The sequence below is a fragment of the Pseudomonas juntendi genome, from assembly GCF_009932375.1.
GTDB lineage: Bacteria > Pseudomonadota > Gammaproteobacteria > Pseudomonadales > Pseudomonadaceae > Aquipseudomonas > Aquipseudomonas juntendi.
This window is the reverse complement of sequence record NZ_BLJG01000153.1, coordinates 1-14334: the sequence shown is the minus strand read 5'-3', so window position 1 is coordinate 14334 and position 14334 is coordinate 1. Positions and strand designations below refer to the sequence as shown.

Below are 14334 nucleotides of genomic sequence, written 5' to 3'. Positions count from 1 at the left end.
CAGGAGGTCGAATGATCCGCTCCATGCTGTACGCCACCGACCTCGGTGTCTATGCCCCGTTTGTCATGCAACATGCGCTGGCGCTGGCGCGGACATTCGGGGCTGAGTTGTACGTGATCCATGCGGTCGAGCCCATGGGCCAGTTCGCTGAATCTCTCCTGCAAAGCTACCTCGACGAGCAAACGCTCGACCAGTTGCACAGCCAAGGGGTGAATACGGTAATGGCCAATATAGAGCAGCGCGTGCTGGAGAACTTTCGCGATGAGCTGGGCGAGGAGGCCGACCTTGCCGTCATCAAGGCCGTACGGGTTCGCCAGGGCGATCCGGCGCAGGTCATTCTGGATCAGGCGCAACGGCTCAGTGTCGACCTGCTGATTTTTGGTAGCCACAGTGCCGGTGCCGGTGTGGATGTGCCAATCGGCCGCACGGCGGTGCGGCTGCTGCAACTGTCGCCGGTCCCGGTCTACATGGTGCCGTTGGCGCAGCATTTGGGGCGTAGGAAAACGTGAGCGCGGCTGTAGGGCATATCCTCAGCATGTAACAAAATTGTTCTAGATTTATTTCCGGAACCACTAATATAGTTATATATCGTCGCTGCTTGCTGCCGCTGACTCATCGCTGAACCGAGGGAAATCTATGAAGCTTCAACAACTGCGCTACATCTGGGAAGTGGCGCATCATGACCTCAATGTCTCCGCGACGGCGCAGAGCCTGTATACCTCCCAGCCGGGTATCAGCAAGCAGATCCGCCTGCTGGAAGACGAGTTGGGTGTTGAAGTATTCGCGCGCAGTGGCAAACACCTGACCCGCGTTACCCCGGCCGGTGAGCGCATCATCAATACCGCGGGCGAAATCCTGCGCAAGGTCGAGAGCATCAAGCAGATCGCCCAGGAGTTCTCCAACGAGAAAAAGGGCACGCTGTCCATCGCCACCACCCATACCCAGGCGCGCTACGCGTTGCCGCCGGTGATCAGCAGCTTCATCAAGCAATACCCGGAAGTGTCCCTGCACATGCACCAGGGCTCGCCGATGCAGATTGCCGAAATGGCCGCAGACGGCACGGTCGACTTTGCCATTGCCACCGAGGCACTGGAGCTGTTCGGCGACCTGGTCATGATGCCTTGCTACAAGTGGAACCGTTGCGTGGTCGTGCCGCAAGGTCACCCACTGGCCAAGCTGCCCAAGCTGACGTTGGAGGCCGTAGCCGAATACCCGATCGTGACCTATGTGTTCGGTTTCACCGGGCGCTCCAAGCTGGATGAGGCCTTCAACCACCGCGGCCTTACGCCGAAGGTAGTGTTCACTGCCGCCGACGCCGACGTGATCAAGACCTATGTGCGCCTGGGGCTTGGCGTGGGCATCGTTGCCGGCATGGCAGTGGACGCCAAGCTCGACAGCGACCTGGTGGCACTCGATGCCAGCGAGCTGTTCGAGGCCAGCATCACCAAGATCGGTTTCCGCCGTGGCACCTTCCTGCGCGGCTTCATGTGTGACTTCATCGAGAAGTTCGCGCCGCACCTGACCCGCGAAGTGATGGCCAAGGCAATCCAGTGCCACAACAAGCAGGAGCTCGAAGCGCTGTTCGAAGGGGTCGAGCTGCCCGTGCACTGAAACGCGAACACCGGGGGCTTTGCGCCCCCGGTTCTACAGCGGCGTTATGGGTTCAAGCCTTGCTGATCAGGTTGCCAGCGTGCAACCCGCACTCCTTCTGGGTGGACTCTTCCCACCACCAACGCCCTTCACGTTCATGCTGGTTCGGCAGCACCGGGCGCGTGCAGGGCTCGCAGCCGATGCTGATGAAGCCACGTTCATGCAGGCTGTTGTACGGCAGCTCCAGCATGCGGATATAACCCCACACTTCTGCGCTGCTCATCTGCGCCAGCGGGTTGAACTTGTACAGCGTGCGCTCGGGCGTGGAGAAGGCGCTGTCGATTTCCAGCGCTGCCACCTGGCTGCGAGTGCCAGGGCTCTGGTCACGGCGCTGGCCAGTGGCCCAGGCGCTGACGGTTGCCAGCTTGCGCCGCAATGGCTCGATCTTGCGAATGCCGCAGCACTCGCCATGGCCGTCCTTGTAGAAACTGAACAGGCCCTTTTCCTTGACGAATGGGTCAAGCTGGGCGCGGTCCGGGCTGAGGATTTCGATCGGCAGGCCATACTGCTCGCGCACCTGGTCGATGAACCGGTACGTTTCCGGGTGCAGGCGGCCTGTGTCGAGGCTGAATACCTTGACCTGCTTGTTAAGCTTCCAGGCCATGTCGACCAGCACCACGTCCTCGGCGCCGCTGAAGGAAACCCACAGGTCGTCGCCGAAGTGCTCGAAGGCAAGCTTGAGGATGTCTTGCGGGGATTTGTTGGCATAGGTCGCGGCCAGGGCGGCGACGTCGAAGGGTTGGCTCATCAGGCGGTTTCCATCTTGGCTGTGGCGCTGTGCGCTCGTAGTGGGGGTGATGGTAACAAAAAAACAGGGTCTGGACGGGCTGGCGCTCACAGGCCTTGCAGTGTCTGCAGCAATACCCGCACCTTGGCAATCGACTCTTCGTACTCGGCCTGCCATTCGGAGTCGGCCACCACTGCGCCGCCACCCCAGCAACTGACCTGGCCATCCTTGACCAGCAGGCTGCGAATGGCGATCGAGCTGTCCATTTCGCCGCGCACGTCCACATACAGCAGGGAGCCGCAGTACAGTGCCCGCCGCGTGGGCTCCAGCTCGTCGATGATCTGCATGGCGCGGATCTTCGGCGCGCCGGTAATCGAGCCGCCAGGGAAACTGTCGGCGATCAGGTCCAGGGCGTCCTTGCCGCTGGCCAAGCGGCCGGTAATGCTACTGACCAGGTGGTGCACGTTGGGGTAGCTCTCCAGGCTGAACAGCTCCGGCACCTTCACCGAGCCCACCTCGCAGGTACGCCCCAGGTCGTTGCGCAGCAGGTCGACGATCATCAGGTTTTCCGAGCGGTCCTTGGGGCTGTGCAACAGCGCCTGGGCATTGCGCCGGTCTTCGCCCGGGTCGCTGGCGCGTGGGCGCGTGCCCTTGATCGGGCGGGTCTCGACCTGGCGTTGGCTGACGCGAATGAAGCGCTCGGGTGAAAAGCTGAGCAGGGCGCTGCCGTCGGCCAACTGCTGATAGCCCGAAAAGGGCGTCGGGCAGGCCTGGCGCAGTGCCTTGTAGGCCTGCCACGGGTCGCCCTTGCACGGCGCGCGAAAGCGCTGGGTGAGGTTGATCTGGTAGCAGTCACCGGCCTGGATATAGCGCTGCACCTGGTCGAAGGCGGCCTGGTACTGCGCAGGCTGCAAGTCGCCGGCCATGGGGGCGAGCAGTTGAAAGTCGCCATCGGGCGTGTGCTCGCTGCCGGCGAAGAAGCTGATCAGGCGTTCGCGCTCGCGTTGCGCCAGGCTTGGGTGAAACACCAGCTGGCTGGTGCCGCACTGGTGGTCGCTGACCAGCGCCCAGGCATACAGGCCCAGTTGCGCGTCGGGCAGGCCGAGGTCATCCACGGCGTTGCTTGGCAGGTGTTCAAGGCGGCGGCCGAAGTCATAGCTCAGGTAGCCGATCAGGCCGCCGGCGAAAGGCAGTTCTACGCCGCTGGGCAAATCGGCGCTGCCCAGGCGCGCCAGGCCCTCGCGCAGGCGGGCGAGAAAGGCGCGGCCATCCTCTGCGGGTTCGGCTTGCAGTTGTTGCAGCGGCCAGGCACTGAGCAGATCGAAGCGCCCGCGCTCGGCACCAGGGCGGGCGCTGTCGAGCAGGATGGCGCCGGGCGCCTGGCGCAGGCGGGCGAAATAGGCGGCTGGGTCGGGTTGGTAGGGCAGGGGGTGGAGCGTACAGGTCGGCATCAGTATGGACGGCGATGTAAAAGCGAGGAGGGCGATTGTAGACCTGTGCGGGAGCAGCGCCTAGCACTGGGCGCGACATTCAACCCTGTGTTTGGCGCCTGGGGCTGGTCGCGACGCAAGGCGGCTGCCCCAGGAGATGTGGCAGCCGCCCCGGCGATCTCAGCCCGGGTGTACGTGCCCGAACAAGCCCTGCGACACCTTCACCCGCTGCTCGACGTCCTCCGTCAGGCCGTCCTTGGCCAGCGCTTCGATGTGCGCTTCGATGGCATGGGTGCGCTGGGTCAGCCCGCAGTCGTTGGCGATCTGGATGTTCAGCCCTGGGCGGGCGTTGAGCTCCAGAATCAGCGGGCCTTTGTCCTGGTCCAGGACCATGTCCACGCCGATATAGCCCAGCCCGCACAGCTCGTAGCACCCGGCGGCCAGCTTCATGAAGCCGTCCCAGTTCGGCAGTTGCACGCCGTCCACCGCGTTGGTGGTGTCCGGGTGCTTGCTGATGATGTTGTTCAGCCAGGTGCCGCGCAGGGTCACGCCGGTAGCCAGGTCGACGCCTACGCCGATGGCGCCCTGGTGCAGGTTGGCCTTGCCGCCGGACTGCCGGGTGGGCAGGCGCAGCATGGCCATGACCGGGTAGCCCATCAGCACGATGATGCGGATGTCGGGCACGCCTTCATAGCTGATGCTCTTGAAGATCTGGTCAGGTGTGACCCGGTATTCGATCAGCGCCCGGTCACGGTGCCCGCCCAGCGAGTACAGGCCGGTGAGGATGCTCGAGACCTGGTGCTCGATTTCCTCGTGGCTCATGATCTTGCCGGAAACGGTGCGGTAGCGGTCCTCGAAGCGGTCGGCGATCACCAGGATGCCGTCACCGCCGGCACCTTGGGCCGGCTTGATGACGAAGTCGTTGCGGCCGCCAATGATCTCGTGAAGCTTGTCGATCTGCTTCTCGGTCTCGATGACACCGTACATTTCCGGCACGTGGATACCGGCCGCGAGGGCGCGCTCCTTGGTGATGATCTTGTCGTCGACAATCGGGTACAGGCTGCGTTTGTTGTACTTCAGCACATAGTCTGCGTTACGCCGGTTGATGCCCATGATGCCCCGGGCCTCCAGGGCTTTCCACGTCTTGATCAGGCCAAACATCACACGTCTGCCTTTTTCACGAATGCCTTGAAGCGCATCAGCTCGGTCAGACGGTAGCCGCGATAACGGCCCATCGCCAGCATGAAGCCGACCAGGATCAGCAGCACGGCCGGGAAGGTGAACACGAAGTACACCAGCTCTGGCACCATCATCAGCAGGTGTGCCAGCGATGCGGCAAACAGGGTGCCGATGGCCACTTTCATGGCATGGCCGCCGCCACGCTCTTCCCAGGTGATCGACAGGCGTTCGATGGTCATGGTCAGGATCACCATCGGGAACAGGGCTACCGACAGCCCGCGTTCAAGGCCCAGCTTGTGGCTGAACAGGCTGATCGCCGCAATCAGCACCACGACGAAGGTCAGCACCACGGACAGGCGCGGCAGCATCTGCAGCTTCAGGTGTTCCAGGTACGAACGCAGTGACAGGCCCAGTGCCGTGATGACCGTGAACAACACGATACCGAAGCCCAGCTGGGTTTCGCGGAAGGCCAGGGCGATCAGCACCGGGGTGAAGGTACCCAGGGTCTGGATACCGATGAGGTTGCGCAGCACCAGGATCACCAGCACACCAATCGGGATCATGACCATGATCATGAAGGTCTGCTGGGTTTGCAGGGGCAGGCCGTACAGCGAATATTCGAGGAAGTCGGCGTCGGTGTTCTCGTCAGTCAGCTTGGCCAGGCGAATGGCGTTCATTTCACTGTTGTTCATGCTGAACGTGACGTTGGCCTTCTTGCCGCCATCGACGGTAATCAGGTTGTCGTCACCGGTCCACCACAGCAGTCGGTCGCTGGGCAGGCCCTGTTCGCCCGTGTCCGGGTTAAAGTACAGCCAGTCGTTGCCGTTGTAGCTGCGCAGCCACAGCTCGGGGGTTTGCGGGGTGTCGGCCACCAGGCGGATGGTGTGCACCTTTTCCATCGGTACGTGGGCAATCGACAGCAGCAGGTCGATCACCTGGGCCTTTTTCATCGGTGAGGTATCGCCGGCCAGCAGCAGTTTGACGTTGTCATCGTTGAGGTTGTTGACCCGCTTGATGGTTTCGCTGACGAACGTCTCGACGTCGGCCGAATGCTGGCGGATAGGCGCCATCAGCGCCTCGGCGGCGATTTTTTCGGGGCCGTCGATGGCCAGGCTGTCACGGAAGGTCGGGCCTTTTACCGCGGTTTTTTCGTTGCTGTAGCGCTTGGTCAGCACCAGGCGGTAGTACAGCGTCTGGTTGCCGCTGGCGCGACGGGCCGACCAGGTGACCTTGCGGTTGCCATCGGCACGGTTGACGCTCACCCCGTAGTTGTTGGAGATGAAGCTCTCGTTGAGGCTGACGTAGTCGCGGTTCAGTGGCGGCACGAACATCTGCACCTTGACCGGGTCCTTGGTGCTGGCCACGAACTCGACCTTGGCGTCGATGTTCCACAGGTCGTCGGTTTCATCCTCGGTCACCGGGATGCCAAGGAAGAAGATCTGATAAGCCGTGACTGCCACGCCCAACAACACCAGTACGGTGATCAGGACTTTCAGATGGAGGGTAAGAGAGCGCATCGGGATTACTCTGCTTTGGGAGCGTCGGTGGCACAGGCAGGTTTGCCGGCCGCGTATTTAAGGCTTGGGTCGACCAGCGCGTCGAAGTGCTTGAGCGCCTCGGAGCCGATCAGCAGCGGGAACTGGAAGGCGCTGCGGTCGGTGAGGTTGACTTCGATGGTGCGCAAGGCCTGGCCCATGCAGATTTCGAGTTCGATGACCGGGCGGGCGGTGTAGGCCTTGCCCGATTCAGCATCATAGTCGCCCGCTCGGCGCTTGATTTTGCTGACGCGGGCCAGGGGCCGTTCGATCGGGTGCGAGTGGGCGGCATCGATGGCCAGGTAGAAGCGCACCCAGCTTTCGCCGTTGCGCTTGAAGCGCTTGATGTCGCGGGCGCTGAGCGAGGCAGTTTTGGCGCCGGTGTCGAGTTTGGCCGCCACTTCCAGGTCCAGGTCGCCCAGGCGTGCGTATTCATTGAGACCGTACACGGTCTTGCCGGCCGCCTGGCCAATGGCCGGCAGCAGGGTGAGGCAAAGCAGCAATAAAACGGGTGTGAGTCTCATAATCCTGGCGCGATGCAGTGCAAGGTTCTAGGCAAGGTTCAGGTCAAGGTGACTGGCAACTACTGCGCAAGCTTCCTCGTTCATCTGTCAACAAGCATGACTGCATGACAGACAGGCTATCCATACCCCATCGGAGGCGCGGCATTCTATCACGACGACGTATTGACGCCAGCGGTGCGCGATCTGACAGCGCTTGGCTTGCCTAAGTTCGTTCTTAGACGATTGTCGACAATATTGAATTTGTCTTTGACTTGATTGGCTTCGCTGGTTAACTTCTGGCGAAGAGATTTCCCAAGGTGTCGACAATATGCAAGACCTTTCCACCCCTGGCCCGATGCTGGCAGACGAATCGGAAACCTTGTCGGAAAACGTCTTCCGGCGTATTCAGGCGGCCATCGTCAAAGGGGAAATTGCCCCTGGCAGCAAGATCTCCGAGCCAGAGCTGGCACGCACCTATGGCATCAGCCGCGGGCCGCTGCGCGAGGCCATCCACCGCCTGGAAGGCCAGCGCCTGCTGGTGCGGGTGCCCCATGTAGGCGCACGGGTGGTATCGCTCAACCATGCCGAACTGATCGAGCTGTACGAGATTCGTGAGTCCCTGGAAGGCATGGCCTGCCGCCTGGCCGCTGAACGCATGAGCCAGGCCGATATCGACGAGCTGCGCCGGGTGCTCGATACCCATGAGCGGGATGCCGCGTTCCAGGCTGGCCTGGGTTACTACCAGCAGGAGGGTGACTACGACTTCCATTACCGCATCATCCAGGGCAGCGGTAACCAGACGTTGGTCAAGATGCTGTGTGGCGAGCTGTACCAGCTGGTGCGCATGTACCGTATCCAGTTCTCGGCCACGCCCAACCGGCCACGCCAGGCCTTTGCCGAACACCATCGCATTCTCGATGCCATCGCCGAACGTGACGGCGAACTGGCCGAACTTCTGATGCGCCGTCACATCGGTGCGTCCAAGCGCAATATCGAGCGTCACTATCTGGACGCCCACAACAATAACCCACGAGGTGAGAAATGACTGTGAACAGCACACCCGGTCAGCGTTTTCGCGATGCCGTCGCCGCTGAACACCCGCTGCAGGTGGTTGGCGCCATCAATGCCAACCATGCCTTGCTGGCCAAGCGCGCCGGTTTCAAGGCCATCTACCTGTCCGGTGGCGGCGTGGCAGCAGGTTCCCTGGGCCTGCCGGACCTGGGCATCACTGGCCTGGACGATGTGCTCACCGACGTGCGCCGTATCACCGATGTGTGCGACCTGCCGCTGCTGGTGGATGTCGATACAGGCTTCGGTGCCTCGGCTTTCAACGTGGCGCGCACCGTGCGCTCGATGAGCAAGTTCGGTGCGGCGGCGATCCATATCGAGGATCAGGTCGGGGCCAAGCGTTGCGGCCACCGGCCGAACAAGGAAATCGTCAGCCAGCAGGAAATGGTCGACCGTATCAAGGCAGCCGTCGACGCCCGCAGCGACGACAGCTTCGTGATCATGGCGCGTACCGACGCCTTGGCCGTCGAAGGCTTGAACGCTGCCCTGGACCGTGCCGCAGCGTGCATCGAGGCGGGTGCCGACATGATCTTCCCGGAAGCGATCACCGAGCTGCAGATGTACAAGACCTTCGCTGACCGGGTGAAGGCACCGATTCTGGCCAACATCACCGAGTTTGGCGCCACTCCGCTGTACACCACCGAAGAGCTGGCTGCGGTCGATGTTTCGCTGGTGCTGTACCCGCTGTCGGCGTTCCGCGCCATGAACAAGGCAGCCGAGAATGTGTACACCGCGCTGCGCCGCGACGGCACGCAGAAGAACGTGATCGACACCATGCAGACGCGCATGGAGCTTTACGATGCCATTGGCTACCACGCCTTCGAGCAGAGCCTCGATGCGTTGTTTGCCCAGAAGAAGGGCTGAGCCAGTGACAACACCAGCCCCGCATGGCAGCGGGGTTGCCCGCGAAAGGGCGGGTACAGGCAAGCCCGATTAGCCAGCCAGATTTCCATAACAAGTTCAAGAAAGGAGAAACACCATGGCCGAAGCAAAAGTACTCAGTGGCGCAGGCCTGCGCGGCCAGGTGGCCGGCCAGACTGCGCTTTCCACCGTGGGCCAGGCCGGTGCCGGTCTGACCTACCGCGGTTACGATGTGCGTGACCTGGCCGCTGGTGCCGAATTCGAAGAGGTCGCCTGCCTGCTGCTGTACGGCGAGCTGCCCTCCCAGGCTGAACTGGCCGACTACAAGCACAAGCTCAAGGGCATGCGTGACCTGCCACCGGCACTCAAGGAAGTGCTCGAGCGCATTCCCCGCGACGCCCACCCCATGGACGTGATGCGCACCGGTTGTTCGGTGCTCGGTACCCTCGAGCCCGAGCTCACCTTCGAAGCCCAGCGCGACAAGACCGACCGGCTGTTGGCCCTGTTCCCGGCGGTGATGTGCTACTGGTACCGCTTCACCCACCATGGCGTGCGCATCGACTGCAGCAGCGACGAAGACACCCTGGGCGGCCACTTCCTGCACCTGCTGCACGGCAAGAAGCCCAGCGAGCTGCACGTCAAGGTCATGAACGTGTCGCTGATCCTCTACGCCGAGCACGAGTTCAACGCCTCGACCTTCACGGCCCGGGTGTGCGCTTCGACGCTGTCCGACCTGTATTCCTGCGTTACCGCAGCCATCGGCACGCTGCGCGGCCCGCTGCACGGGGGGGCCAACGAGGCTGCCATGGAGCTGATAGAGCGCTTCCAGAGCCCGCAGGAAGCCACTGCCGAGCTGCTGCGCATGCTCGAGCGCAAAGACAAGATCATGGGCTTCGGGCATGCCATCTACAAAGAGTCCGACCCGCGCAACGAGGTGATCAAGGGTTGGTCGAAGCAATTGGCCGATGAGGTGGGCGACAAGGTGCTGTACCCGGTTTCCGAAGCCATCGACAAGACCATGTGGGAGCAGAAACGCCTGTTCCCCAATGCCGACTTCTACCATGCCTCGGCTTACCACTTCATGGGTATTCCGACCAAGCTGTTCACCCCGATCTTCGTCTGTTCGCGCCTGACTGGCTGGGCGGCGCACGTGTTCGAGCAGCGCGCCAACAACCGCATCATCCGCCCGAGCGCCGAGTATGTCGGCGTCGAGCAGCGCCAGTTCGTGCCGATCGAGCAGCGCTGAGGCATGGATCGCCAAGGCTGCTGCGCAGCCCAATCGCGACACAAGGCCGCTCCCACAGGGACTGCGCAGCGCCCCCATTGGCCAGATCTGTATACCGAGTACCGTGACCGAGCCTGATAACGATATGAATACTGCATACCGCAAGCCTCTGCCAGGCACCGACCTGGACTACTTCGATGCGCGCGCGGCCGTCGAGGCGATCAAGCCCGGCGCCTACGACGGCCTGCCGTACACCTCGCGCGTTCTCGCCGAAAACCTGGTGCGTCGCTGCGACCCGGCCACCCTCGACGCCTCGCTGAGCCAACTGATCGAGCGCAAGCGCGACCTCGATTTCCCGTGGTTCCCGGCGCGCGTGGTGTGCCATGACATCCTCGGCCAGACCGCGCTGGTCGACCTCGCCGGCCTGCGTGACGCCATCGCCGACAAGGGCGGCGACCCGGCCCAGGTCAACCCGGTGGTGCCGGTACAACTGATCGTCGACCACTCGCTGGCTGTCGAGTGCGGCGGCTATGACCCGCAAGCGTTCGACAAGAACCGCGCCATCGAAGACCGACGTAACGAGGACCGCTTCCACTTCATCAACTGGACCAAGAAAGCGTTCAAGAATGTCGACGTGATCCAGCCGGGTAATGGCATCATGCACCAGATCAACCTGGAGAAGATGTCGCCGGTGGTGCACTGCGACCATGGCATCGCCTACCCGGATACCTGCGTGGGCACTGACAGCCACACCCCGCACGTCGATGCCTTGGGCGTGATCGCCATTGGCGTGGGTGGCCTGGAAGCGGAAAACGTGATGCTTGGCCGAGCATCGTGGATGCGCCTGCCGGAAATCGTCGGTGTCGAGTTGACCGGCAAGCTGGCGCCGAACCTCACCGCCACCGACCTGGTGCTGGCCCTGACCGAGTTCCTGCGCAAGCAGAAAGTGGTCGGCGCCTACCTGGAGTTCCACGGTGAAGGTGCGCGCGCCCTGACCCTGGGGGACCGCGCGACCATCTCCAACATGGCCCCGGAGTACGGCGCCACGGCGGCCATGTTCGCCATCGACCAGCAGACCATCGATTACCTGCGCCTGACCGGCCGTGAAGAACAGCAGGTCAAACGGGTGGAAACCTATGCCAAGGTCGCCGGCCTCTGGGCCGACAGCCTGGCCGGCGCGGTATACGAGCGTACCCTGAGCTTCGACTTGTCGAGCGTGGTACGCAACATGGCGGGCCCGTCCAACCCGCATGCCCGCGTGGCCACCAGCGAGCTGGCGGCCAAAGGCATTGCCGGCAGCTGGCAGCAAGTGCCAGGGCAGATGCCTGATGGTGCGGTGATCATTGCCGCCATCACCAGCTGTACCAACACCAGCAACCCGCGCAACGTGATCGCCGCTGGCCTGATTGCGCGCAACGCCAACAGGCTGGGCCTCACCCGCAAGCCGTGGGTCAAGTCATCGCTGGCCCCGGGCTCCAAGGCGGTGCAGCTGTACCTGGAAGAGGCTGGCCTGGAGAAAGAACTGGAGCAACTGGGCTTTGGCATCGTCGCCTTCGCCTGTACGACCTGCAACGGCATGTCTGGTGCCCTCGACCCGGTGATCCAGCAGGAAATCATCGACCGTGACCTGTACGCCACCGCCGTGCTGTCGGGCAACCGCAACTTCGACGGGCGTATCCACCCGTATGCCAAGCAAGCCTTCCTGGCCTCGCCACCCTTGGTGGTCGCCTATGCGATTGCGGGCACCATTCGCTTCGACATCGAGAAGGACGTGCTGGGCGTGGTCGATGGCCAGGAAATCCGCCTCAAGGACATCTGGCCCAGTGACGAAGAGATCGACGCCGTGGTGCGTGCGGCGGTCAAGCCGGAGCAGTTCCGCAAGGTGTACATCCCGATGTTCGCCATCGAGGAAGACCGCGGGCCGAAAGTGGCACCGTTGTATGAATGGCGGCCAATGAGCACCTATATTCGCCGGCCGCCGTACTGGGAAGGCGCCTTGGCCGGTGAGCGTACCCTGCGTGGCATGCGCCCACTGGCGGTGCTGCCGGACAACATCACCACCGACCACCTGTCGCCATCCAACGCGATCATGCTCGACAGTGCTGCGGGCGAGTACCTGGCGAAAATGGGCCTACCAGAAGAAGACTTCAACTCTTATGCGACCCACCGCGGTGACCACCTGACCGCCCAGCGCGCGACCTTTGCCAACCCCAAGCTGTTCAACGAGATGGTGCGCAACGCAGACGGCAGCGTGAAGCAAGGCTCGCTGGCGCGAATCGAACCGGAAGGCAGGGTGACCCGCATGTGGGAGGCGATCGAGACCTACATGCAGCGCAAGCAGCCGCTGATTATCGTGGCCGGTGCCGACTACGGCCAGGGCTCATCGCGTGACTGGGCGGCCAAGGGCGTGCGCCTGGCCGGTGTCGAGGCCATTGTCGCAGAAGGTTTCGAGCGCATTCACCGCACCAACCTGGTAGGCATGGGCGTGCTGCCGCTGGAGTTCAAACCCGGCACCGACCGCAAGACCTTGGGGCTGGACGGTAGCGAAACCTATGACGTGCTGGGTGCGCGTACGCCGCGCGCTACCCTGACCCTGGTGGTCACCCGGGCCAATGGCGAGCGCATCGATGTGCCGGTGACCTGCCGCCTGGATACGGCCGAGGAAGTGTCGATCTACGAAGCGGGCGGGGTGCTGCAGCGCTTCGCCCAGGACTTCCTCGAAGCTACCGCCTAACCCCAAGAGCAGGGGCCGCGTTGCGGCCCATCGCCGGCGAGCCAGCGCCCACAGGAGTCGCGCAATCTCGATGGCAGCACGGTCCCTGTGGGAGCTGGCTTGCCGGCGATGGGCTGCAAAGCAATCCCGAGGGTCTCATGCCCATCAGACAGGACAGCAAAGCAATGGCTCACGTACCGCAAACAAGAATACCCGCCACCTACATCCGTGGTGGCACCAGCAAAGGCGTGTTCTTCCGCCTGCAAGACCTGCCCGAGCCGGCGCAGGTCCCTGGCCCTGCCCGCGACGCGCTATTGCTGCGGGTCATCGGCAGCCCCGACCCTTACGGCAAGCAGATCGACGGCATGGGCGGCGCGACCTCCAGCACCAGCAAGACCGTCATCCTGTCGCCCAGCATCAAGCCGGGCCATGATGTCGATTACCTGTTCGGGCAGGTCAGCATCGACAAGGCCTTTGTCGACTGGAGCGGCAACTGCGGCAACCTCTCTGCTGCGGTCGGGTCGTTCGCCATCAGTAGCGGCCTGGTCGACAGCGCGCGCATTCCACGCAACGGCGTGGCCACCGTGCGTATCTGGCAGGCGAACATCGGCAAGACCATCATTGCCCACGTGCCGGTCACTGAAGGCGAGGTGCAGGAAACCGGAGACTTCGAGCTGGATGGGGTAACGTTCCCGGCAGCGGAAGTGCAGTTGGAGTTCCTTGACCCGGCTGCGGACGAGGACGGTGCCGGCGGTGCCATGTTCCCGACCGGCAACCTGGTCGACGACCTTGAGGTGCCGGGTGTCGGCACCTTCAAGGCCACCTTGATCAATGCCGGCATCCCGACCATTTTCATCAATGCTGCCGATATCGGCTACACCGGCACGGAGCTGCAGGACGCCATAAACGGTGACCCGCAAGCGCTGCTGCGCTTCGAGGCCATCCGTGCCCATGGCGCCGTGCGTATGGGCCTGATCGACCATGTCGACCAGGCTGCCGGGCGTCAGCACACACCGAAAGTGGCCTTCGTCGCACCACCCAGCACCTACACGGCGTCCAGTGGCAAGGCGGTAATGGCAAGCGAGATCGACCTGTTGGTACGTGCCTTGTCGATGGGCAAACTGCACCATGCCATGATGGGCACCGCGGCGGTGGCGATCGGTACGGCGGCGGCCATTCCCGGTACGCTGGTCAACCTGGCGGCGGGCGGGGGCGAGCGCAGCGCCGTGCGTTTCGGCCATCCCTCGGGCACGCTGCGGGTCGGCGCCGAAGCCCGCCAGGTAAAAGGCGAGTGGACAGTGACCAAGGCAATCATGAGCCGCAGTGCTCGCGTGCTGATGGAGGGCTGGGTTCGCGTGCCTGGCGACAGCTTCTAACCCACCCCTGGCGCTCGGCCTCAAGCGGGGCCGCTGCGCGGCCTATCGCTGGCAAGCCAGCTCCCAC

The 14334-nt window shown here is 63.1% G+C and carries 12 protein-coding genes; 7 read left to right on the top strand and 5 right to left on the bottom strand.

Annotated features, from left to right (window positions below; genetic code table 11):
* Positions 1–11 precede the first annotated feature (11 nt).
* Positions 12–509 (top strand): universal stress protein, encoded by a 498-nt coding sequence (locus GYA94_RS18905; RefSeq protein WP_009683850.1) that lies wholly within the window; start codon positions 12–14, stop codon positions 507–509.
* Positions 510–636: 127 nt separating this feature from the next.
* Entirely contained in the window at positions 637–1611 is a 975-nt protein-coding gene (gene cysB / locus GYA94_RS18900) for an HTH-type transcriptional regulator CysB (RefSeq protein ID WP_009683851.1), read from the top strand.
* A 52-nt stretch (positions 1612–1663) separates the two neighbouring features.
* Here the strand turns inward: cysB and GYA94_RS18895 are convergent, their stop codons facing one another.
* The 5 genes from GYA94_RS18895 to rloA form a co-directional block, all read right to left on the bottom strand.
* Positions 1664–2398: a phosphoadenylyl-sulfate reductase gene (locus GYA94_RS18895; protein WP_009683852.1), complete on the bottom strand. Its 735-nt coding sequence runs from the start codon at positions 2396–2398 to the stop codon at positions 1664–1666.
* 86 nt (positions 2399–2484) lie between these two features.
* Positions 2485–3828 carry an aminodeoxychorismate synthase component I gene (pabB, locus tag GYA94_RS18890; protein WP_161892876.1) on the bottom strand — a complete coding sequence of 448 codons (1344 nt, stop codon included), beginning with the start codon at positions 3826–3828 and terminating at the stop codon, positions 2485–2487.
* A gap of 159 nt (positions 3829–3987) precedes the next feature.
* Positions 3988–4968, bottom strand: a complete 981-nt coding sequence (locus GYA94_RS18885) for an alpha-L-glutamate ligase-like protein (protein WP_009683854.1) — start codon at positions 4966–4968, stop codon at positions 3988–3990.
* On the bottom strand, positions 4968–6503 hold the full coding sequence (gene rloB / locus GYA94_RS18880; protein ID WP_029884945.1) for an osmotic stress tolerance membrane protein RloB: 1536 nt from the start codon (positions 6501–6503) through the stop codon (positions 4968–4970). The genes GYA94_RS18885 and rloB overlap by 1 nt, the downstream gene beginning before the upstream one ends.
* Positions 6504–6508: 5 nt before the next feature.
* The gene (gene rloA, locus GYA94_RS18875; RefSeq protein ID WP_029884944.1) at positions 6509–7045 is read right to left on the bottom strand and encodes a retropepsin-like aspartic peptidase RloA; all 537 of its coding nucleotides are present in this window, start codon (positions 7043–7045) and stop codon (positions 6509–6511) included.
* Positions 7046–7352: 307 nt separating this feature from the next.
* Here rloA and GYA94_RS18870 point away from each other — a divergent pair, with 307 nt between their 5' ends.
* From GYA94_RS18870 to prpF, 5 genes are all read left to right on the top strand, one after another.
* On the top strand, positions 7353–8069 hold the full coding sequence (locus tag GYA94_RS18870; RefSeq protein WP_009683857.1) for a GntR family transcriptional regulator: 717 nt from the start codon (positions 7353–7355) through the stop codon (positions 8067–8069).
* Positions 8066–8956, top strand: a complete 891-nt coding sequence (gene prpB / locus GYA94_RS18865; protein ID WP_029884943.1) for a methylisocitrate lyase — start codon at positions 8066–8068, stop codon at positions 8954–8956. The genes GYA94_RS18870 and prpB overlap by 4 nt, the downstream gene beginning before the upstream one ends.
* 115 nt (positions 8957–9071) lie before the next feature.
* Complete coding sequence (gene prpC, locus GYA94_RS18860) at positions 9072–10199, top strand: bifunctional 2-methylcitrate synthase/citrate synthase (RefSeq protein WP_161892875.1); 1128 nt, start codon at positions 9072–9074, stop codon at positions 10197–10199.
* A gap of 124 nt (positions 10200–10323) precedes the next feature.
* Positions 10324–12912, top strand: a complete 2589-nt coding sequence (acnD, locus tag GYA94_RS18855; protein WP_161892874.1) for a Fe/S-dependent 2-methylisocitrate dehydratase AcnD — start codon at positions 10324–10326, stop codon at positions 12910–12912.
* Between the two features lie 164 nt (positions 12913–13076).
* On the top strand, positions 13077–14267 hold the full coding sequence (gene prpF, locus GYA94_RS18850; protein WP_161892873.1) for a 2-methylaconitate cis-trans isomerase PrpF: 1191 nt from the start codon (positions 13077–13079) through the stop codon (positions 14265–14267).
* The last annotated feature ends 67 nt before the right edge of the window (positions 14268–14334 follow it).